This is a genomic window from Mucilaginibacter gynuensis (genome assembly GCF_039541195.1).
Classification (GTDB): domain Bacteria; phylum Bacteroidota; class Bacteroidia; order Sphingobacteriales; family Sphingobacteriaceae; genus Mucilaginibacter; species Mucilaginibacter gynuensis.
The window spans coordinates 16,377-37,375 of the sequence record NZ_BAABFT010000004.1 but is presented as its reverse complement, the minus strand read 5'-3'; the positions used below and the strand labels follow the sequence as shown (position 1 = coordinate 37,375).

15 protein-coding genes and 1 tRNA gene are annotated in these 20,999 nt (G+C 43.9%); 8 read left to right on the top strand and 8 right to left on the bottom strand.

What is annotated here, in order from left to right:
• Positions 1–7 precede the first annotated feature (7 nt).
• The 4 genes from ABD894_RS09300 to ABD894_RS09285 all read left to right on the top strand — a co-directional run bounded on the left by ABD894_RS09300 (position 8) and on the right by ABD894_RS09285 (position 7,570).
• Complete coding sequence (locus ABD894_RS09300; protein WP_345210740.1) at positions 8–802, top strand: L-fucose dehydrogenase; 795 nt, start codon at positions 8–10, stop codon at positions 800–802.
• A gap of 871 nt (positions 803–1,673) precedes the next feature.
• On the top strand, positions 1,674–3,956 hold the full coding sequence (locus tag ABD894_RS09295) for a GH92 family glycosyl hydrolase (RefSeq protein ID WP_345210739.1): 2,283 nt from the start codon (positions 1,674–1,676) through the stop codon (positions 3,954–3,956).
• Between the two features lie 144 nt (positions 3,957–4,100).
• Positions 4,101–6,296: a hypothetical protein gene (locus ABD894_RS09290; RefSeq protein ID WP_345210738.1), complete on the top strand. Its 2,196-nt coding sequence runs from the start codon at positions 4,101–4,103 to the stop codon at positions 6,294–6,296.
• 107 nt (positions 6,297–6,403) lie between these two features.
• Positions 6,404–7,570: a hypothetical protein gene (locus ABD894_RS09285; RefSeq protein WP_345210737.1), complete on the top strand. Its 1,167-nt coding sequence runs from the start codon at positions 6,404–6,406 to the stop codon at positions 7,568–7,570.
• A 431-nt stretch (positions 7,571–8,001) separates the two neighbouring features.
• On the opposite strand, the gene trhO is transcribed toward ABD894_RS09285, so the two are convergent.
• From trhO to ABD894_RS09270, 3 genes are all read right to left on the bottom strand, one after another.
• Positions 8,002–8,958: an oxygen-dependent tRNA uridine(34) hydroxylase TrhO gene (gene trhO / locus ABD894_RS09280; RefSeq protein WP_345210736.1), complete on the bottom strand. Its 957-nt coding sequence runs from the start codon at positions 8,956–8,958 to the stop codon at positions 8,002–8,004.
• Positions 8,959–9,113: 155 nt separating this feature from the next.
• Positions 9,114–9,479, bottom strand: coding sequence for a hypothetical protein (locus ABD894_RS09275; RefSeq protein ID WP_345210735.1), 366 nt, complete (start codon positions 9,477–9,479; stop codon positions 9,114–9,116).
• A gap of 5 nt (positions 9,480–9,484) precedes the next feature.
• Positions 9,485–10,087 carry a DUF998 domain-containing protein gene (locus tag ABD894_RS09270; protein WP_345210734.1) on the bottom strand — a complete coding sequence of 201 codons (603 nt, stop codon included), beginning with the start codon at positions 10,085–10,087 and terminating at the stop codon, positions 9,485–9,487.
• A 112-nt stretch (positions 10,088–10,199) separates the two neighbouring features.
• On the opposite strand from ABD894_RS09270, the gene ABD894_RS09265 reads away from it, so the two are divergent.
• Positions 10,200–10,370 carry a hypothetical protein gene (locus ABD894_RS09265; protein WP_345210733.1) on the top strand — a complete coding sequence of 57 codons (171 nt, stop codon included), beginning with the start codon at positions 10,200–10,202 and terminating at the stop codon, positions 10,368–10,370.
• A 541-nt stretch (positions 10,371–10,911) separates the two neighbouring features.
• Here ABD894_RS09265 and ABD894_RS09260 read toward each other — a convergent pair.
• Together ABD894_RS09260 and ABD894_RS09255 are read right to left on the bottom strand one after the other, a co-directional pair.
• Entirely contained in the window at positions 10,912–11,802 is an 891-nt protein-coding gene (locus tag ABD894_RS09260; RefSeq protein ID WP_345210732.1) for a helix-turn-helix domain-containing protein, read from the bottom strand.
• An 82-nt stretch (positions 11,803–11,884) separates the two neighbouring features.
• Positions 11,885–12,703 (bottom strand): SDR family NAD(P)-dependent oxidoreductase, encoded by an 819-nt coding sequence (locus ABD894_RS09255; protein WP_345210731.1) that lies wholly within the window; start codon positions 12,701–12,703, stop codon positions 11,885–11,887.
• Between the two features lie 231 nt (positions 12,704–12,934).
• Between ABD894_RS09255 and ABD894_RS09250 the strand changes: the two genes are divergently transcribed.
• From ABD894_RS09250 to ABD894_RS09240, 3 genes are all read left to right on the top strand, one after another.
• On the top strand, positions 12,935–14,701 hold the full coding sequence (locus ABD894_RS09250) for a GH39 family glycosyl hydrolase (RefSeq protein ID WP_345210730.1): 1,767 nt from the start codon (positions 12,935–12,937) through the stop codon (positions 14,699–14,701).
• A gap of 40 nt (positions 14,702–14,741) precedes the next feature.
• Positions 14,742–15,587 (top strand): glycoside hydrolase family 16 protein, encoded by an 846-nt coding sequence (locus tag ABD894_RS09245; protein WP_345210729.1) that lies wholly within the window; start codon positions 14,742–14,744, stop codon positions 15,585–15,587.
• 230 nt (positions 15,588–15,817) lie between these two features.
• Positions 15,818–18,205, top strand: a complete 2,388-nt coding sequence (locus ABD894_RS09240) for a TonB-dependent siderophore receptor (protein WP_345210728.1) — start codon at positions 15,818–15,820, stop codon at positions 18,203–18,205.
• A 104-nt stretch (positions 18,206–18,309) separates the two neighbouring features.
• Here ABD894_RS09240 and ABD894_RS09235 read toward each other — a convergent pair.
• The 3 genes from ABD894_RS09235 to ABD894_RS09225 form a co-directional block, all read right to left on the bottom strand.
• Positions 18,310–18,383, bottom strand: a tRNA-Ala gene (locus ABD894_RS09235).
• A gap of 122 nt (positions 18,384–18,505) precedes the next feature.
• Positions 18,506–19,324 (bottom strand): tyrosine-protein phosphatase, encoded by an 819-nt coding sequence (locus tag ABD894_RS09230; RefSeq protein WP_345210727.1) that lies wholly within the window; start codon positions 19,322–19,324, stop codon positions 18,506–18,508.
• A gap of 63 nt (positions 19,325–19,387) precedes the next feature.
• Positions 19,388–20,989: a SusD/RagB family nutrient-binding outer membrane lipoprotein gene (locus ABD894_RS09225; RefSeq protein ID WP_345210726.1), complete on the bottom strand. Its 1,602-nt coding sequence runs from the start codon at positions 20,987–20,989 to the stop codon at positions 19,388–19,390.
• Between the last annotated feature and the right edge of the window lie 10 nt (positions 20,990–20,999).

Here is a 20,999-nt window from a genome sequence, read left to right as displayed (position 1 = left end):
TTATTGTATGGATCTGTTATTAAAGGATAAAGTTATTATAGTTACCGGCGGCGCTAAAGGTATTGGCGAAGGTATTGTGAAACTGCTTGCGCAGGAAGGCGCTATACCGGTTATTGTTGGCCGTAACGAAAAAGACAACAACAAACTGCTTGCCGAATTACAAGGCAGCGGCTTTAACGTATACCAGGTAGCTGCCGAACTAACGCAGGCCGACCAATGCAAAAACGCGGTAGACGCGGTACTTGCTCAATTTGGCCGCATCGATGGTTTGGTGAACAATGCCGGGGTAAATGATGGCGTAGGTTTAGAGAGCGGCGGTTACGAGCAGTTTATCGAGAGCCTGCACAAAAGCCTGGTGCATTATTACCTGATGGCCCACCATGCCTTACCTGCTTTAAAGGAAAGCAAGGGCGCTATCGTAAACATCGCCTCAAAAACTGCCGAAACAGGGCAGGGCGGTACATCCGGCTATGCCGCTGCTAACGGCGCGCGTAACGGCCTTACCCGCGAATGGGCGGTAGAGTTGTTGCCATACAGCATCAGGGTAAATGCCATCGTAGTTGCCGAGTGCTGGACACCGCTTTACGAAACCTGGATCAATACCCTGAGTGATCCCGAACAAAAGTTAAAAGAGATCACCGCTAAAATACCATTGGAAAACCGCATGACCACTGCCGAAGAAATAGCCAATATGGCGGTATTCTTACTGTCGCAGCGCTCAAGCCATACTACCGGGCAGTTATTCCATATCGATGGCGGTTATGTACATTTGGATAGGGCACTTATCAATAATCCGAAATAATAATATATAAAGGGGCGTTTTTATAGATGCCTGTCAAAACGCGACGAAGCAATCTCGTCGCGTTTTGTGCTTGCTATATAAACCATCGTCATTGCGCGAATTTTATTTTTTTTGGACTATGAAGGTAAAATGACGATGGCTTATACCCCCTCTACACTGTCATGCTGAGGAACGAAGCATCTATCGCAGATAAGCATAGCGAAGAAGATTCTTCAAACATTCAGAATGACAGTTTTTTGTAGGTACGAAGCAATTGCTACTTAGGATGTGTTTGTGCTAAGTTAACGTTGGTCTGCTCTTGGCCGCAGTGGCCCATTACTTTTGGGGGCAAAAGTAACAAAACCCTTGTCCAGCAAAAGGCTTCTTACGCACAAGGCCACGCCCTGCAAAACGTGCAGAACTTGGGGCTGGAACTTTTGCCCCGCCGCGCTATCCCCGCCCACATGCAACAAGTTCCTATGCCCGCCTTTGCGCACTAGGCCTCCGCAGTTCCGCCCGTTTTCGCCCGAAGCTGTTTGCTGACATAAAGGAGGCTTACATAAAAAATATATAGCCCTCTCCTATGGAGAGAGTTGGGTGAGGCAAACCTATTTCTGATCTTCTTTTTTGTATCAATCCTAATACAAAAACGTGGTGTTGGGCTTATAGCTCAATAAGCGGCTGGTAATTGCTAAAAAAAGAGTAGTTTTATGCAGTTTTGCATTCGCAGGTAAATGATTTAGCAGCGCCGAAATGCCTGTTTTTTGCTTATTTTTAAAATCTTTATAGCATAATACAAGTAAAATTGCTAAATCGCAAAACATTATCATCAGGTACTATAAAAACATAGATACAATTAAACGTTAAGCAACAAAATCACCCAGTATTAATCATGAAGAAAATCTTTATTATTCTGTTCGTGTCGTTATGCTTTAAAGGCTACGCACAACAGGTAGGTAAAATAACGGACCCTGTTGAGTGGATAAACCCGCTAATGGGTACAGACTCAAAGCCCGACCTGTCAAACGGTAACACTTATCCGGCAGTAGCTGTGCCATGGGGCATGAACTTCTGGACTCCGCAAACCGGTGTAAACGGCGACGGATGGGCCTATACTTACGATGCGCACAAAATACGCGGCTTTAAACAAACTCACCAGCCATCACCATGGATGAACGATTACGGTCAGTTCTCTATCATGCCTATCGTTGGTAACTTAAAGCCCAACCAAAACTCACGCGCAAGCTGGTTCTCGCATAAAGCTGAGGTTGCAAAACCTTACTACTACAGCGTTTACCTGGCCGATCATGATGTAACTACCGAGATCACCCCAACAGAACGTGCCGCTCAATTCAGGATCACTTATCCTAAAAATGAGCTGTCGGCTATCGTTATTGATGCGTTCGATAGAGGTTCATATATCAAAGTTATCCCGGGCGAAAAAAAGATTGTTGGTTACTCAACCAAATATGCCCGCGGTCCGCTTAAAAACTTCAAAAACTACTTCGTAATTTATGTAGATAAAGCTATTGAAACATCAAAGGTTTACCAAGACACTACCTTAGCCGAAGGTTTAGAAGTTACTACTAATCACGCTTTAGCGGTTATCGGTTTCAAAACCAAACTGGGCGAAAAAGTTAACCTGCGTGTTGCTTCATCTTTCATCAGCATTGAGCAAGCCGAAATTAACCTGAAACGCGAGTTGGCAAGCGATAGCTTTGACGCTACCGAAGCAAAAGCGAAAGCAACCTGGAACAAAACTTTAAGCCGCATCAATGTTGAAGGCGGTACAGTTGACCAAACCCGTACTTTCTACTCATGCTTATACCGCATGCTGTTTTTCCCTAACAAACTGTACGAGTTTGATGCCAACAACAAAATTGTACACTATAGCCCTTACACAGGTAATACCGCGCCGGGTTATATGTTTGCAGGTACCGGTTTTTGGGATACCTTCCGTGCATTGTATCCGTTCCTGAACCTGGTTTATCCTTCAATAAACAAAGAAATGCAGGAAGGCCTGATCAACGACTACAAAGAAGGTGGTTGGTTGCCCGAGTGGTCGAGCCCTGGTTATGCCGATATTATGGTGGGTAACAACTCTGCTTCGGTAGTAGCTGATGCTTACATAAAAGGTATCCGTGGTTATGATATCAATACACTTTATGAAGCCGTAGTACATGGCGCTAACAACGAAGGCCCAATATCTGCCGTAGGCCGTAAAGGTGTTAAATACTACAACGAATTAGGTTATGTGCCTTATGATGTTGATATCAACGAAAATGCTGCCCGTACTTTAGAGTATGCTTATGACGACTTTGCTATTTACCAATTAGGTAAAGCGCTGAACAAACCGGAATCAGAGATCGCTATCTTCAAAAAACGCAGCTTAAACTACGTTAACCTGTTTGATAAAGAAACCGGTTTTATGCGTGGCAAAAACAAAGATGGTCAGTTCCAAAAACCGTTTAACCCACTTAAATGGGGCGATGCCTTTACCGAAGGTAACAGCTGGCACTACACCTGGTCGGTATTTCATGATATGAAAGGCCTGATCAACCTAATTGGCGGCAATAAAAAATTCATAGCTAAATTAGATTCAGTATTTACCGTACCACCGGTATTTGACGATAGCTACTACGGTGGCGTTATCCACGAGATCCGTGAGATGCAAATTGCCAACATGGGTCAGTACGCGCACGGTAACCAGCCTATACAACACATGACCTACCTGTACAACTACGCAGGTGAGCCATGGAAATCACAACTGCATGTTCGCGAAGTGATGGACAAACTGTACAAAGCAACTCCTGATGGTTATTGCGGTGATGAGGATAACGGCCAAACATCAGCCTGGTATGTATTCTCGGCAATGGGTTTCTACCCGGTTTGCCCTGCAAGCGATCAGTATGTAATTGGTACGCCGCTGTTTAAAAAACTTACCCTATCATTAGAGAACGGTAAAACAGTGGTAATAAACGCGCCAACCAACAGTGCTGCCAATAAATACATTAACAGCGTTACGGTTAACGGCAAGCCATACAGCCAAAACTGGTTTAGCCACAAAGCGCTGCAAGCGGGTGGTGTTATTAACTTTAATATGGCTCCTGCACCAAACAAACAAAGAGGTATCAGCGCTGCTGATTTCCCTTTCTCACTGTCAGACAGTAAATAAAACATACCATAAGCACCCGCCAAAAACGGGTGCTTATTTTTTTTGACACTATTTAAACCAATGTTGCTGCCAATATTGGTTTTTTTAATGGATGAAATTTGTGCGGTGGGTTAACGCTTAATTATTTTTGATCAGTAATTTGTTATGATAAAAAAGACTACGCTACTATTTACCTGCTGCACAGTTGTTGCATTGGCAGGTTATGCCCAATCTGCAAAAAAAACGCCCGGGGCGGCCAAAGAGAAAACCGCTTTTCAAACCGGTAGTTCGTGGCGGCCCGAGATAGACGTACGATCAGACATTGCCATTGTGTATGGGGCGAATGATCATGACGATATGACCTTTGAGCAACGCGTAAAATCGTGGCGCGACCGCGGTTATCAAACCGATTTTATGACCGGCATTGCCTGGGGCCAGTATCCCGATTACTTTTTGGGTAAGTGGGATGGCAAGAACCACCTTGGCATAGGCCAGGTGAACATGAAAGGCGATACTATATGGCATGGCCGCAATATCCCTTATGTGGTGCCGGTACAGTCGTTTATTGATTACATGAAAACGGCCGTTATAAAAAAGGTGATTGATGCCGGTATCACTTCCATCTACCTTGAAGAGCCTGAATTTTGGGCACGCGGTGGTTATGGTGAAGCCTTTAAAGAGGAATGGCAAAAATTTTACGGTTTCGAGTGGCGCGCGCAGCACCTCTCGCCCGAGAATACTTACCTCTCCAATAAACTGAAATACCAGCTGTTTTATAACGCTATAAAGGAGGTTTCCAACTATGCCAAGGAGTACGGCCAATCGAAGGGTTTAAAGGTGCGCGTTTATATCCCAACGCATTCATTGGTTAACTATTCATCGTGGCATATTGTTAGTCCGGAGGCCAGCCTGGCCTCATTGCCAGGCATTGATGGCTACATAGCCCAGGTATGGACAGGTACCAGCCGCGAACCGGTATTTTATGAAGGAACCGCCAAAGAACGCGTGTTTGAGAATGCCTTTCTGGAGTATGGTTCCATGGTATCAATGACGGCGCCTACCAACCGTAAGCTCTTCTTTCTGACAGACCCCATTGAAGACCGTGCCCGTGACTGGGCCGACTATAAACGCAACTACCAGGCTACCTTTATAGCCAAGCTGCTATACCCCACAGTGGCCGACTACGAGGTAATGCCATGGCCCGAGCGTATTTATACCCATACCTACAAAATGCCCAACACTAACGAGCGGGTGCTGATACCTAAATATTACTCCACCCAAATGCAGGTGATGGTAAACTCGCTGAATAATATACCCGTTTCGGTTAATAAGGTGAGCGGGGTTAACGGCATCGGGGTGCTGATGAGTAATTCGCTGATGTTCCAGAATTTTCCGTCGCATAACGGCTATGATGATCCTTACTTCGCTAACTTTTACGGGCAGGCCATGCCGCTGCTTAAACGTGGCGTACCGGTGCAAACCGTGCACATGGAAAACCTGCAATACCCGAACACGCTGAAGGATATTAAAGTGCTGGTGGTAAGCTACTCTAACATGAAACCTCATGCCGCCGAAGTACACCAGCACATTGCCGACTGGGTGCGCAAAGGTGGCGTGCTAATCTATTGCGGCAGGGATAACGATCCGTTCCAAACCGTAATGGAATGGTGGGATACCAAGGATAACAGCTTTAAAGCGCCATCAGAGCATTTGTTCAAGCTGCTCAATATTGAGCCATCATTAACCGACGACGGTAGCTTTAAGGTAGGTAAGGGTATGGTACACGTCATCCGGAAGAACCCTAAAGAATTTGTAATGCAGAAGAATGGTGGAGCAGGTTACCTTGAAACCGTAAAACAAGCCTACGAAAAAGAAGCCAAAGGCGGCGAACTGCAACTGAAGAACAGCCTGTACCTTGAACGCGGCGCTTATGACATAGCTGCCGTGATGGATGAAAGTGTAGATGCCGAACCGCTTACCATTTACGGCCCGGTGATCGACCTGTTCGACCCGCAATTGCCTGTACTTACTGAAAAGGTGGTCAAACCCGGCGAGCAGGCTTACCTGTACAATGTGAGCCGTATAGAAAATAAGAAAATACCGCAGGTGGTAGCTACGGCGGCAAGGATCTACAAAGAAGAAAATAAGGATAACAACTACACTTTTATTGCCAAAAGCCCCATTAAAACCTTAAATGCCATGCGCATATACATGCCATCGATACCGCTTACAGTTAAGGTTACCGACAGCAAGGGCAAACCTGTAACGGATATCAACAGTTCATGGGATGCGGCCTCAAAAACTTACTTTTTAGGCTTTGATAACAACCCTGATGGGGTAAAGGTGAGTATGATCTGGTAAGTTAATCGCTAAATTTATATAGAACCGGGGTGACGAAACATCCCGGTTTTGTTTTATAAAAACCTGAAAAGTGTTTACATTTAGGCTGTTTATTTAACGATTAAAACATGCAACCCACCTTACCACCGAAGCAAGAATATGCCGCACCCATCGGCCTGAAAATTTTGGGCATCACGTTCTCCGTAATTATGGTGGCCGGTTTTTTATGGCTGATAATTGATGGCGGAAAGGGTGCCGTTAGCCCCGCAGGAATGATCGTTTTTTCGATTTTCGGTGCAGCCGGTTTTCTTTTATTGCTGTTATGGATAATTCGCGAAAAGTTGATCATTACCCAACAAAGTTTCATTCGTAATACCCTGTTCGGGCAAAAGGAAATTCATTTTGATGATGTTAAGGGTTTTAATAAGGATAACAAGAATATCTATATCCGCTCAAAAAGCAGTAGTCGCAAAATAATCATATCAGAAAATACAGGTAAAGTAAAAGCCTTGAAGGAATGGCTTAGCCAAAACTTTATTAATCTTGATGTGGTAGAATACGAGCAAGAGCGCCAAGCTATACTAAGTAACACAGATTACGGTTACAGCGATGAAGATCGCATTAGTAAGCTTGAACAAGCCAAAACATTAGCCCGCTTTATTAACATAGCCGGAATAGTGATAGCGTTATGGATAGGTTTTTACACCAAACCTTATTTATTGGCTATTGTGATAGGCATAGTATTCCCGCTGATCCCTTTAGTGGCGATTAAAACAAGCAACGGACTCATCAAATTTGACAGTAAGAAAAATTCGGCGCACCCATCGTTATTAATCGCTTTTTTGGCACCTACCATAGCGTTGGTTTTCAGGTGTATATTTGATTTCGATATTTTGCTTTACCAAAACCTGCTGCTGATTTCGGGTGGTGTATTCATAGCCCTTATTGTGGCATTGTTAATGGGTGCCCCTTTCTTTGATTTTAAGGGCGAAAAAGCCGGACTTATCGTTGGCATCATCCTGATATATGTTTACAGCTTTGTCACTACCGCGCTTATCAATACCACCTTCGATAAATCTGCCCCGGAATATTACCATGCCAAAGTGCTCGATAAAAGTGTACACCGTGGCAAAAGCACTACCTATCACCTGCAACTGGCTCCCTGGGGGCCAAACCACGAAAGCAAAGACGAAACCGTAAGCCAGGACATGTACAACAGCGTTGATGTTGATGAAGATGTAAACGTAGAGCTCAAGAAGGGATTGCTGGATGCGCCCTGGTATGTGGTTTATTAGTGATAAGTAAGTCTCGCTCTTCCCGTCAGCAAAGAGCTTCGGGTGAAAACGGGCAGAACGTTGAAGGCCACGAGCACAAAGGCGGGCATAGTGAACTTGTTGCATGTGGGCAGGGATAGCGTGGTGGGGCAAAAGTTCCAGCCCTAAGTTCTGCACGTTTTGCAGGGGAAGGCCTGTGTGGCAAGAAGCCTTTTGCTGGACAAGCCTTTTGTTACTTTTGTGCTCAAAAGTAATGGGCCCCTGCGGCCAAGAGCAGATGAACGTTGATTACAGCACAAACACATCCTAAGTAGAGATTGCTTCGTTCCTCGCAATGACGATGGTGGTTTTAGAGTAAGCACAAAACACGACGAGATTGCTTCGTCGCGTGATGGCATACCTCTATAAAAAACGCCATTGCGAGGAAAAGGCAACGGCATTTTTTAAGTTATTTACTCTGCTAATTCCAATTTATCCTTCTTAACATTTACCGGTTGAGGCACTTTTACATAGTAACCTGTACCATCATAAACACGCTTACGCGGATGGCTTTGGCAGGCATCAGAGCAGCAGCCATCCAGTTTTTCGCCACAGGCATCGCACTGGGTAAAATGCTCATTGCACTCGGGGTTGGCGCAATTGATCATTTTATGTGTCACTGTACCGCAGTTAAAGCAGGTAGAAATTACCACCGGGTTCACGCTGTTTACATCAACCGACAGGCGGTTGTCGAAAACATAGCATTTGCCGTCAAAATCTTTACCGCCGGCTTCTTTACCGTATTTGATGATACCGCCATGCAACTGATATACATCGGTAAAGCCTTCGTGTAGTAATAAGGCTGATGCCTTTTCGCATTTGATGCCACCGGTGCAATAGGTAAGTATTTTTTTATCCTTGTATTGGGCCAGTTCGTTTATTTTGGCTGGGAAATCGCGGAAGTTCTCAATATCAAGTGTTACCGCGTTTTTAAACTTACCTAAAGAGTGCTCGTAGTTTGAACGTACGTCGAGTATCACTACATCGTCGCGGTCTTTCATCGCCATAAAATCAACAGGTTCCAGGTGTTTCCCTGTTTGAATTTGCGGATTGATCATATTAGGATCGCGCAGCCCCGAGTGTACAATTTCCGATTTATAACGAACGTGCATTTTTACAAACGAAGGGGTATCCACCTCGTCAACCTTGAACTCTGTTTTGGCAAAGCGTTCATCAGCATGCACTGCTTCCATATAAGCTTTACAAGCTTCTTCGGTGCCCGATACGGTACCATTCAGGCCTTCGTCGGCCACAATGATACGGCCGGTTAAGCCAAGTCCTTTACAAAATTTAAGATGATCGGCCGCAAATTGCTCGCCTTCGGCTATTGTTGAATAACAATAGTATAGTATTGTGTTATATTTTGCCATAAAATACATTGATACTGCTGCAAACAGTGTTAAATGAGCGGCAAAGATAACTATTTACGCTTAAAGCAAAAAGTGATATAAAACACAGGAATTCAAAAGTCAAAACCTTAGTATTCGGGTTCAAGGTTTTGACTTTTGAATTTTAACTTTTGAATTTATTTCCCTGCTTTCAGTTTAGCCTGTTGTTTGGTAATGATCTTGATGGCATGGCTTAAAAATTCCTGGTCGGCTTCGTCAAGCTTGCCGTTTTTAACCTTGCCGTCAATTACGTAAATAATGCGACTTTTCGAGTCGCTTTCGGCGGTAAGCTCTTTGCCATCTTCGTCGTATTTAAGGTAGCTGTTGGGCGACATATCCGCGATAGCGGTTTTCTCCTCATTAAAAACAATACGGCCCGAATATTCAATTTTGGTTTTGTAGCCATCGGCATTGCTGGTAATACTGGTTACGTTGCCACGATGGCATGAGGTGGTAATGGCCAACAGGCAGATCACCATAATAAATACGTGTAGTTTTTTCATGATTATTAAGATTTTAAATTATTGATAGTATAGTTTGTGCTTAAAAGCCTGTTGAAAGTAATGGCTACTGATACAAACCAAAACGACCACCCGAAATGCACAAAGCGTTGCACCAGGCCCGGGTAATGGTTTTGTACTGCCGGTATAAAGCGTAAAAAAATGAGCAGTAAGATGAGCAGACTAATAACAGAGATCAACCGAAATTGCTGCAATGCCATACCTCGCCACACAAAAGCGGAGATCAGGATACCAACATAAAGCAGCAAAATTACCGGCCCCATCACCGCGTGCAGCGGGTTACCCAACGGAAATGCGGCCGCCCACAAAAACATAACTGGCACAGCTAACATACCAAACACGGGTGCAATGTTTATACCCATTTGCCGGCAAGCCTGGTAAACCCCAATTACAAAACAGATGCTTAGTGCACCGCAAATGGCTGTGCAGGTGGTCATGAACACATGCGAGCAACTGCTTAATGCACCAAGCTGACTGATGGTGCCGCTTAAATGGTTGTAATTACCATGGATAAAGCCCCCGATAACGGTACTTACCCAAAAGATGACCGGCAACGTAATGCCTGTATAAAGTAAATAATGAGTCCGCATAATTATAAGTATTAATTAACCCGAACTATCCGGGCATACAAAGCTAATATAAAACATGGTACTATACAATACATAGTACTATTTAATTATTTTTGATTAAATAAGGTGACAAATGATCAGAATTAAAGAATCGTATAATAGAGATCAGAAAATCAATGCCTATGATAATTTGTCAAAACAGCCCCGTGATCCGCTCATACGCGCACAAGGTCTTAACCGCAGGCCGGTATCCTCTACTCCCGGGTTTAAGTCGGTTAACGTAGTGCGTGTAAGCGGGAGCTGAAAGCTCCGGCCATGCTGTGTCACGAGTTACGCTACGCTAAACTCGCGACAGCGAAGTAGTTTACGTTCAATCGGTGAGCTTTGACAACTTTTAAAAAGTTGTCAAAGCTGAAAAGTTCATGATGGCAGGTAGCAGAGGAGCTCCTACCGTCAGCAAAGCAGCTTCGGCCGAAAGCGGGCAGAACTGTGCAGGCCAAGAGCGCAAAGGCGGGCATAGGGACTTGTTGCATGCGGGTAGAAAATGAGCGGCGGGGCAAAAGTTCCAGCCCCAAGTTCTGGCCGCTTTGCAGGGCAATGGCCTCGTCCGGCAAAGAAGCCTTTTTGCTGGACTTGCGTTTTTGCTACTTTTGGGGCATAGCCAAAAGTAGTAGCCCCTGCGGCAATGAGCAGACGAACGTTGATTACAGCACAAGCTCACCCTAAGTAGAGATTGCTTCGTTCCTCGCAATGACGCGATTTATAAAGAAAGCTAAAACGTGACAGGATTGCTTCATTTCTTCGCAATGACAAAATCCCGTTCCCACTGCACAATCATATAAACATCAGTTCAATTGCTGCTTCTTAAACTGCACAGGACTCACACCTACCTCCTGTTTAAACAGCCGCGAGAAGTACGACATATTTTCGAACCCAAGGTAATAAGCTATTTCCGCTACAGATTGATCGGCACTTCTTAGCAGGTTCTTGGCTTCGGAGATCAGGAAAATATGGATAAGTTCGATTGCTGTTTTTCCGGTTTCCTGCTTTAGCAAATCACTCAAATATCGTGGCGAAATATTCAACTGGTCGGCCATCATATTTACCGAGGGCAGGCCTTTAAGTTGTAATTGATCTTGCTTAAAATATTTAGTAAGCACATCGTTAAACCGCGACACTGTCTTACCCGAAAGATCGGTACGGTTTATAAACTGCCTTTTGTAAAAGCGCTGCGCGTATTTAAGCATGGTGCCGATGTTGGTCAGCATCAGTTCGCGGCTAAACTCGTCCTGGTTGTTTTCGTATTCGGTTTGCAGCGCGTTATATATGCCCCAAACTATCTGTTCCTCTTTTGGCGACAAGTGCAGCGCCTCGTTGGTTTCGTAATCAAAATAATGATAATCCTTTATTTCATTATGCAGGGTATGCCCGTTCAAAAAGTCTTCATGAAAAAAGATCAGGAAGCCGTTTTCTTCAAAATGCAAGTCCTTCATTTCAATAACCTGGCGTGGCTTTACAAACAGCATGTAACCACTTTCGTGGTCGTACTTGGTACGGCCATATTTAATAATGCCCGATTTAAGCTTTTTAAAACCCACCATATAAAAATCGGTGGTAAACTCACGGTCGCCCAGTGAGCAGGTATTGTTACAATGATACAGGCTGATCAGCGGGTGCTCTGGCGGGGTAAAACCGTTCTCACGGTGCAGCTCTATTAAACTTTTATAATGCTTCATCTGCTTAAAATTAAAATACATCGCACTCCTGCTAATGTAGGCAGGAATGCGATGCGAATTATTGTACTATTGTAATATTTACTTAGTGACCGTGAGCCGCGGCTGATACCTCTTTCCACTCATCCCACGATGCCAAACGGCTTTCATAAAGCGCCTTAACAGCCGGATAAGCTATTTTACCCAACAGCAACCGCAATGGAGGGTTAGGGCTATCAACAATTTTCAGCACCGGCTCAATTGTAGCCTCGGGTTTACCCCAGGTATCTGGCGTAGCTCCTTCCATAAAGGCCTTTTTAATTGGCGCGTAAGTTTCGGTAGCCTCTGTTTGAAATGCTGACGCACCCGACCAATCGGTTGAAAAACCATTAGGCTCAATAAGCGTAATATTGATCCCGAAATCTTTCACCTCTTGCGATAATGTTTCGCTTAAACCTTCTACCGCGAATTTTGAGGCGTTGTATAAGCCAAGCACCGGCAGCGTAGCCAAACCTAAAAAGCTTGATACCTGTATAATGTGACCGCTTTTTTGCGCACGCATAATTGGCAGCACCGCTTGCGTTAACCAAAGCAAACCGAAAAAGTTGGTTTCCATTTGAGCACGGGCCTGCTCTTCTGTTGTTTCTTCAATAGCGCCGAAAAGGCCATAACCCGCGTTGTTAATAAGTACATCTATACGGCCAAAATGCGCGTTTACTTTGTTTACCGCGGCAAACCCGGCTTCGCGGTCGTTAACATCTAATTGAATAGGCAATACGGCATCTCCATATTTTTCAACCAGGTCGTTCAGCGTATCTAAATTTCTGGCAGTGGCAGCTACTTTATCGCCGCGTTGTAACAAGGCCTCGGCCCATAGTTTACCGAAACCTCTCGAAGCACCGGTAACTAAAATTATTTTTGACATTTTTTTGTGTTTTAATTTACATCACAAAACTATATCGCGGCAGGCTGCATAATTTATACAAAAGTGGGTATTACTGACACAAATTCACGTGAGCCATACTATTCTCGCTACTCATTATCAACGGGATACTACCGTCATACTTTCTTTACATAATATATTGACCGGGGCTATTGCAAGGCGTTATTTAATTGTTATTTTTACAATTATAAACTTTCTAAGCGACCGCCATTTATGCATTTTAAAAAGCAGATCAATAGCGGCTTAACATTCATCAGGGTATTTATTATTAATAGTATTATTATGCAGTTTTTGAAAGCGATTTCATTATCCATTGTGCTTGCATTGTTGTTTAACCGCGCGCATGCACAGTCGGGCAGCACACAACCGGCTATTATATCGGTCGATCTGAACAGTAAAACAGGTACCATGTACCCGTTTTGGGCATGGTTCGGGCACGATGAGCCTAATTACACCTACATGAAAGATGGCCGGAAACTGTTAACCGAACTATCAAAGCTAAGCCCTACACCTGTGTATATGCGCGTGCATAACCTGCTCACCAGCGGGGATGGCAAGGCCGCTTTGAAATGGGGATCAACCAACGCTTACACCGAAGATGCCAATGGCAAGCCCATGTACAACTGGCATATTGTGGATAGTATTTTTGATGCCTATATACAGCGGGGTATGAAACCCTACGCGCAAATTGGCTTTATGCCCGAGGCGCTGTCAACCCGCCCTACCCCATACCGCCATTACTGGAAACCCGGCGACAACTATAACGATGTGTATACCGGCTGGACGTATCCGCCAAAAGATTATAATAAATGGGAAGAACTGGTTTATCAATGGGTGAAACACTCGGTGAGCCGTTACGGCAAAAAAGAGGTAGAAAGCTGGTATTGGGAAGTATGGAACGAGCCTAACATTGGCTACTGGAAAGGCACCATGCAAGAGTTTTTTAAACTGTATGATTATGCTGCCCATGGCCTAAAACGTGCCTTGCCCACCGCCCGTATTGGCGGCCCCGAAATTGCAGGGGGCTCAAGTCCGGGCGGGATGAAGTTTTTGCGGGCATTTATTAAACATTGTATTGCAGATACCAATTACGCTACCGGCAAAGTGGGCACACCGCTGGAGGTAATATCATTCCATGCCAAAGGGCAGCCCCGTTTAAAAGACGGTCACGTGCGCATGAACATGGGCACGCAGCTGAAAGATATTGCCGAAGGTTTTAAAATTGTGGCCTCATATCCGCAAACTAAAAACCTGCCAATAGTAATAGGCGAATCGGACCCGGAAGGTTGCGCGGCCTGTGGTATGTTTACCAACCCCGAGAATGCTTATCGCAACGGCACCATGTATTCGAGTTATACGGCGGCATCTTTCGCGCGTAAATATTTACTGGCCGACTCGTTGCAGGTGAATTTATTGGGGGCGGTATCATGGTCGTTCGAGTTTGAAGACCAGCCCTGGTTTTTCGGTTTCCGCGATTTGGCTACCAATGGTGTGGATAAACCGGTGCTCAACGTTTTCCGGATGCTGGGCATGATGACCGGCGACCGTATAAAGGCAGAAAGCAAACGCATGTACAGCGTAAACCAAATTATTGATTCGGGCGTGCGGGCAGTTAATACCGACATTGGCGCATTAGCATCGAAAGACAAGAATTCGGCAGGTATAATGGTTTGGAACTACCACGATGATGATATACAAACAGATGGCGAACCTATAGAAATTACCGTAAAAGGCCTGCCCCAAAAAACGATAAAGATCATCCAGTACAGGATAGATCAAACACACAGCAACTCCTACGAAGTATGGAAAAAGATGGGATCGCCCAAAGAGCCAACGGCAGCCCAAATTACTGAATTGGAAAAGGCCGGTCAGTTACAAACCATCGGCGAAGTTGAAAACAGGAAAGCAACTAATGGTAACTTAGCTATAAAAATCACACTGCCAAGGCAGGGCATATCCTTACTAAAATTAAGCTGGTAAATCAATTAAGCTGGTAAATCTGTTTTATATTACTACCGGAATGAAAACACCGACTTTTCTCATCTGCATATTGCTTACCCTTTACGTAGGTGTTGCTCATGCACAAGCCGCTAAAGATACCTTTGCCCGCGATGGCTATAAATTGATATGGGCCGATGAATTTAACAAAACCGGCGTGCCCGACAGTACCGCTTGGCAATTTGAGAACGGCTTTGTACGCAATAACGAAACGCAATGGTACCAGCCGCAAAACGCTTTCTGTAAAAATGGATCGTTGATTATAGAGGCCCGCAAAGAGAGCCGCCCTAACCCTGATTATGTACCCAACAGCACCAACTGGAAAACCAACCGGCAGCTGATCACTTATACATCGGCCAGTATCAATACTAACGGCAAGCACCATTGGCAATATGGCCGGTTTGTGATGCGCGCCAAAATAGAAACCGATGCAGGCTTGTGGCCCGCCTTTTGGACGCTGGGCATCGATAAGCCCTGGCCATCAAACGGCGAGATAGACATTATGGAGTATTACCGCGATATGCTGCTGGCCAATATTGCCTGCGGCACCAATACCCAATGGAAAGCGAAGTGGTATAGCAACAGCAAACCGCTTGAAAGCTTCGGCCCTAACTGGAACAAGAAATTCCATATTTGGCGTATGGACTGGGATGAAACCGCGATCAGTTTGTATGTTGACGATCAGCTATTAAACCGTGTACAACTCAAAGACCTTGTAAATACCGATGGAAGCAACTTTAACCCTTTCAAGCAGCCGCATTACATACTACTAAACCTCGCCATCGGCGGCGATAATGGCGGTGATCCGTCGGATACCACCTTCCCGCGGCGATATGAAATAGATTATGTGAGGGTTTATCAGAAGTAATCTTTATTTACTCTAACAGCACATGTTTTGCACGAAAGCAAGCATTTTCAGCTAAACACAAATGCACTCATACAACCTAAGGCATATCAATAAGTGTTTGCTTCTATAAAAAAAGCCGCAAAACAATCCCACTTCGCACACTTTTCACTATTTATACTAAATCTAAATAAAGTTTGGTGAGGATGTATTTTTCGTGTTTCTTTGCATTATTTAGAATAATTCAAAATTGCATGAAAAAACTCCTTACTCTTTTTATTTCCATCGTACTCGGATACAGCACTTTTGCCCAACAGCAAAATGGTACTGTTAGTGGCGAGGTAACCACCCGCGAAGGTAGCGCGGCCCCATATGTAACCGTTGGTGTAAAAGGCTCTGCCGATGGTACACTAACTAATGATAAAGGCCACTTCCGCTTAACAAGGCTAAAACCGGGAACTTATACTATTAGCGTGAGCGCGGTGAACCTAACTCCACAAGAGCAGCAGGTTACTGTTACCGCAGGTAAAAACACCGAACTTAATTTTGTTTTGGATATTAACACCTCGCAATTACAGGAAGTAATAGTTAACTCGCACAGCAACCGCATCAAAATGGATAATCCATCGCAATCATTACGCTTGCAGGAGCCATTGATAGAGATACCGCAAAATATACAGGTAGTATCTACCCAGGCGCTTAAAGAGCAGCAGATCATCAGCTTAAGCGATGGTCTTATCCGTAACGTGAGCGGCGCCGTACGTTTAGAGCACTGGGGCGATCTGTATACCAACATCAACATGCGCGGTTCGCAGATCCAGGCTTTCCGTAATGGCTTTAACGTAGTGAGCTCTTTTTGGGGACCACTTACTGAGGATATGAGCTTTGTTGATCATATCGAGTTTGTGAAAGGCCCGTCGGGTTTCATGCTTTCAAACGGCGACCCGAGCGGTTTATATAACGTGGTTACCAAAAAACCTACCGGCGAAACTAAAGGCGAGGTTAGTTTTACAACAGGTAGCTTTAACCTTTACCGCGCTACTGCAGATCTTGATGGCAAGCTGAGTAAGAATGGTAAATTACTATATCGCTTAAACCTGGCAGCACAAAAAAAGAAATCGTTCCGCGCCAACGAGTTTAACGATCGCTACAGCGTTGCTCCGGTGCTATCATACCAAGTTGATGACAAAACCAAAATTACCGCCGAATACATTTATCAACGCGCCAATACTTCTGACGTTGGTTCATACTATGTATTCAGCCCTAAAGGTTATGCTGCCTTACCGCGCAATTTTTCTCCCCTCCCTCCTGATTTACCCACTACTAAAATTAACGACCATAGCTTTACCCTTAATATGCAAAACCAGTTAAGCAGCAACTGGAAACTTACAACACAAGCTGCTTATTATAACTACCATCAGGATGGTACCTCAATGTGGGCCGATACTGTTGCGCCTGATAGCCGGTATATACGCAATGCCGGTATATGGGAGGCTAAAAGCACCATGAAATTGGGTCAAATATTTGTTAACGGTAAGGTTACTACCGGTTTTATTACACACAAAATTTTGGCAGGTGTTGATGCTGCAAATAAAAAATACGCTGCCGACTATGCCCAAACTTTCGCTTTAGATACTGAGGATCAAATGTTCGATCCGCAAAACCCCAACAACGGTACACCATCAAACGGTTACCCGGTATACGATCGCAGTCAGGATTTAAACACCAGGGCCGCGGCTGGTTTTGGTATTATTGATTCGAAATATTCAAGTTTATATATACAAGATGAACTTGGCTTTTTGGATAATAAACTACGCCTTACACTTGCAGGCCGTTATACCTACGTAAAACAAGCCAGCTTTGGCTCAGAAGATGAGGCCAAACATTTTACTCCGCGTGTGGGCGTAAGCTATTCTATTAACGAGCAAACATCTGTTTACGGTTTGTACGATCAGGCATTTGTGCCTCAATCCGGCAAATTAAGAACCGGTACCGTAAAACCGTTGACCGGTAGCAATATTGAGTTTGGTATTAAGAAAGATTGGGCAGATGGTAAATGGAATACTACCGTATCGGTTTATAGCATCACCAAAAATAACGAACTTACCAGCGACCCTACCGCAGGCCCTAACGAAGGCCTGAGCATTGTTTTCGGTAAAAAAAGAGCAAAAGGTATCGAGTTTGACCTTCGCGGCGAATTATTACCGGGCTTAGACCTTACCGCTAACTATGCCCTAACCGATTCAAGAATAATTGAGGTGGCACCGGGGGTAACAGAAAGCACCGGCATGAAAAAAGGCGATATCGTACCTGCTTATGCAAAACATGTTGCCAATGCATGGTTAACCTATAAACTGCGTAACGGCGTATTAAAAAATTCAGGAATCGCGGGTGGTTTTACTTATTATGGTGATCGCCACACTAATGATACATTTATTGAAGGCCAGCAAAAATTGCCTACGTATTTTAAACTTGATGGTGGCTTATTTTGGGATAATGGCAAGATTAGGGTAGCAGGTAACGTTTTCAACATTTTGGATAAATACCTTTACAGCGGTTCGTACTATACCTACCTATCATCATACTACTACCAGGCAGAAGCCCCGAGAAACTTCCGCTTATCAGTTAATTACAGATTTTAGTAAATAATACTAATACCAAAACAGCCCCGGGCCTTGTAAGGTTCGGGGCTGTTTTATTTAACAAAAAAATCACCTGCAAATGCATGCAGGTGATCTTTGAATTGTGGAGAATATCGGAGTCGAACCGATGACCTCTTGCATGCCATGCAAGCGCTCTAGCCAGCTGAGCTAATCCCCCGTTCGGGTCGCAAATATATCATAAGTTCACAAATAATTAAAGCCGAATCTTAAATATTTTAAATAAGCGCTTATGTAATATCAGGATCAGCTTCAGTGGCCGGCCACTTCTTTCCGTTTATACTATTCTAAGTACTTGCTTTTTAAAACAGTTAGTTGTTTATCATCCAACTTTAATTGATTCTTTAAAAAGTTATCTACCGAACCATACTTTTTATTGATAGCCGCAAACGTTGCATCAAGGTATTCCTTTTTTGCACTTTGCATAGATGTTGCAACACTCGGATCAATATGCATTGCCGACATGGCTTTTACGCTACGTGCGTTATCTGCCTGGCGATAATAATCTGTAGCAACATAATCGGCAACAATAGTTTTGTAGGGTACACCAAGACTGTATAAAAACAAAGCTGCTGCTATACCGGTGCGGTCTTTACCCGCCGTACAATGAAACAGTAAACTTTGATCGTCCGGAACCAATAAAAGCTTATTAAAGAACGGTGTATACCTGTCTGCAAGGTAATTGGTGTTGCTATAAAAATTGATCATCACCGAGTCGCCGTTTACATTAGGCGCCATCATTATTTTACGCATTTTAATATTGATGCTATCGCTACCGGCAGGGCATAAAACATAATCAACCCCCGGGTTAAGTTTATCAGGCGCTTCCTGTGCTTCTTCGCGCCCGCGCAGGTCAACATCATAAGTAATTTTTCTGGCACTTAGCGCAGCAAGGTCGGCTTCGCTTAGTTTGCTTATATCAGCACTGCGGTAAACCTTACCCCACTTAACCGTTTTTCCGCTTTTTGTTTTGTAGCCGCCCAAATCTCTGAAGTTAGCAGCACCGTTAAGTATTACGTGGCGTTTGGCGCTATCTGCCACCTGTGCAAATACAGTTGTAACACAGGCTACTATAACTAATAATAAAAAGGCCTTTTTCATATTGTATCAATTAAAAAAACAGGGCTTGTTTTGGCAAGCCCTGTTTTACAGTTATTAAATAATTTATTTGACTAACCAGATGTCTTTGAACACGTCCTCTGCACCACCAAACTGACTTTGTATGGCCGCCTGATAATTAACATTATTAGCGTTTATCTCATCTAAAGGATATAACCAGCGGCGCGGCAGTTTACCACCTATGGTTCCTATACCTACACCGCCTTCACTAAAGGCAGGCAGGTTGGTACGGCGATGATTTAAATAAGCTTCCCAGCCCGAATTCATAAACAAGGCAATATACTTTTGCTGCAATATTTGCGAAAGTGCTGTTGTTGAATTACCGGTGTTATAAGCTACGTTAGCCAAAAAGGCAGCATTATCTGTATTAACAGTACCCAAGGTTTTACCTCCTGCATCAGAGATGGTTAAAGTAGCGTTTGAAGTAACATTTAAACCGAAGTTTGAAAACGATGCCGCAATACCCTTATCATACCACGTTTTAGCATCAGTTGCTGAAAGTGAAGGAACCCAGCCCCTGTTGATGGCTTCTGCAATGTTAAAACACATTTCAGGATAACCTATGAAAATAAAAGGCTCGGCAGTTGTACCTAAATTGCTTCTGAAATAGCGTGCGCCGTTAAATGCGGAGTATTTTCCGGCAGTGTTTTGTAATGTGGCCAAAGCTGTACCCGGGTCTGCGCCTATATAATTGCTGAATGACGTAACATCCGGTGAAGCAACATCTGTTGATGTAATAGGGCTGGCTATTAAATAAGTACGCGGATCTTTAGTTGATGTAGTAATATCAAGTACAGGCTTACCAACGTTCTGGAAATTGTTGTACGAGTCGTTACCGGTTGCAAAAGGAGGATACTGGTTAGAAGCTACGAACTTATAAACCATATTATCGCTGTTGGCAATCATAATAGGGTAAGTTGTGGCATTACCAATAATAGTTGCTACCTGGTTTTTGATATTAAGGTCGGCATTATCATCGGCTCTTTTGCTAAGGCTTATTAAAACCCTTAACCTGTAAGTGTTGATCAATTTTTGCCATTGCTGATTTGTTAATCCGAAAATATCACCGCTATCAAATACGGCACCTGGTATACCGGCTATTGTTGCATTCATAATTACATTGGCTTCTTCCAATAATTGAAGCGAATTTTTATAAATGTCTTTTTGTTTATCAAACACAGGAGTTGGATATTTTTGAGGATCACCGGCCTGTGACATTGGTATATCACCTACACGCTGTGAAAGCCATATAGCAGAATAAGCGCGGAAAAATTTGGCAACCGCGGCATATTTACTATTAGCGCCAACCTGGCTTGTGGCCTGTATTTCTAACTGTATAGCATATTTCAGCATATCGTAGCTATGAGCGCTGTATGACCATGTATCCTCATTGGTAGCCCAGTATTTGGCATAGTTAGATACCTGAAACTGGCTTGACTTATACGGAATATAATCACTACTGGCAAAAGGCATTTCTTCGCTTCTGATAAAAGTAGCTGTAAGGTGGTTTAAGATCAACGAAACCGGAACTATCGAATTGGCGTTGCCTGCATTCGGGTTTTTATCAAGTTCCCCTTTCTGGCAGCCCGATATCGAGAATACCAGCAGGAAACATGCAGCAAATATTTTGAATGTTGTATTTTTCATGTTAATACTG

Bases quoted from the DNA above. Each gene is read 5' to 3' on its own strand.
- ABD894_RS09300 (WP_345210740.1), top strand. From the start codon at position 8: ATGGATCTGTTATTAAAGGATAAAGTTATTATAGTTACCGGCGGCGCT.
- ABD894_RS09295 (WP_345210739.1), top strand. From the start codon at position 1,674: ATGAAGAAAATCTTTATTATTCTGTTCGTGTCGTTATGCTTTAAAGGC.
- ABD894_RS09290 (WP_345210738.1), top strand. From the start codon at position 4,101: ATGATAAAAAAGACTACGCTACTATTTACCTGCTGCACAGTTGTTGCA.
- ABD894_RS09285 (WP_345210737.1), top strand. From the start codon at position 6,404: ATGCAACCCACCTTACCACCGAAGCAAGAATATGCCGCACCCATCGGC.
- trhO (WP_345210736.1), bottom strand. From the start codon at position 8,958: ATGGCAAAATATAACACAATACTATACTATTGTTATTCAACAATAGCC.
- ABD894_RS09275 (WP_345210735.1), bottom strand. From the start codon at position 9,479: ATGAAAAAACTACACGTATTTATTATGGTGATCTGCCTGTTGGCCATT.
- ABD894_RS09270 (WP_345210734.1), bottom strand. From the start codon at position 10,087: ATGCGGACTCATTATTTACTTTATACAGGCATTACGTTGCCGGTCATC.
- ABD894_RS09265 (WP_345210733.1), top strand. From the start codon at position 10,200: ATGATCAGAATTAAAGAATCGTATAATAGAGATCAGAAAATCAATGCC.
- ABD894_RS09260 (WP_345210732.1), bottom strand. From the start codon at position 11,802: ATGAAGCATTATAAAAGTTTAATAGAGCTGCACCGTGAGAACGGTTTT.
- ABD894_RS09255 (WP_345210731.1), bottom strand. From the start codon at position 12,703: ATGTCAAAAATAATTTTAGTTACCGGTGCTTCGAGAGGTTTCGGTAAA.
- ABD894_RS09250 (WP_345210730.1), top strand. From the start codon at position 12,935: ATGCATTTTAAAAAGCAGATCAATAGCGGCTTAACATTCATCAGGGTA.
- ABD894_RS09245 (WP_345210729.1), top strand. From the start codon at position 14,742: ATGAAAACACCGACTTTTCTCATCTGCATATTGCTTACCCTTTACGTA.
- ABD894_RS09240 (WP_345210728.1), top strand. From the start codon at position 15,818: ATGAAAAAACTCCTTACTCTTTTTATTTCCATCGTACTCGGATACAGC.
- ABD894_RS09230 (WP_345210727.1), bottom strand. From the start codon at position 19,324: ATGAAAAAGGCCTTTTTATTATTAGTTATAGTAGCCTGTGTTACAACT.
- ABD894_RS09225 (WP_345210726.1), bottom strand. From the start codon at position 20,989: ATGAAAAATACAACATTCAAAATATTTGCTGCATGTTTCCTGCTGGTA.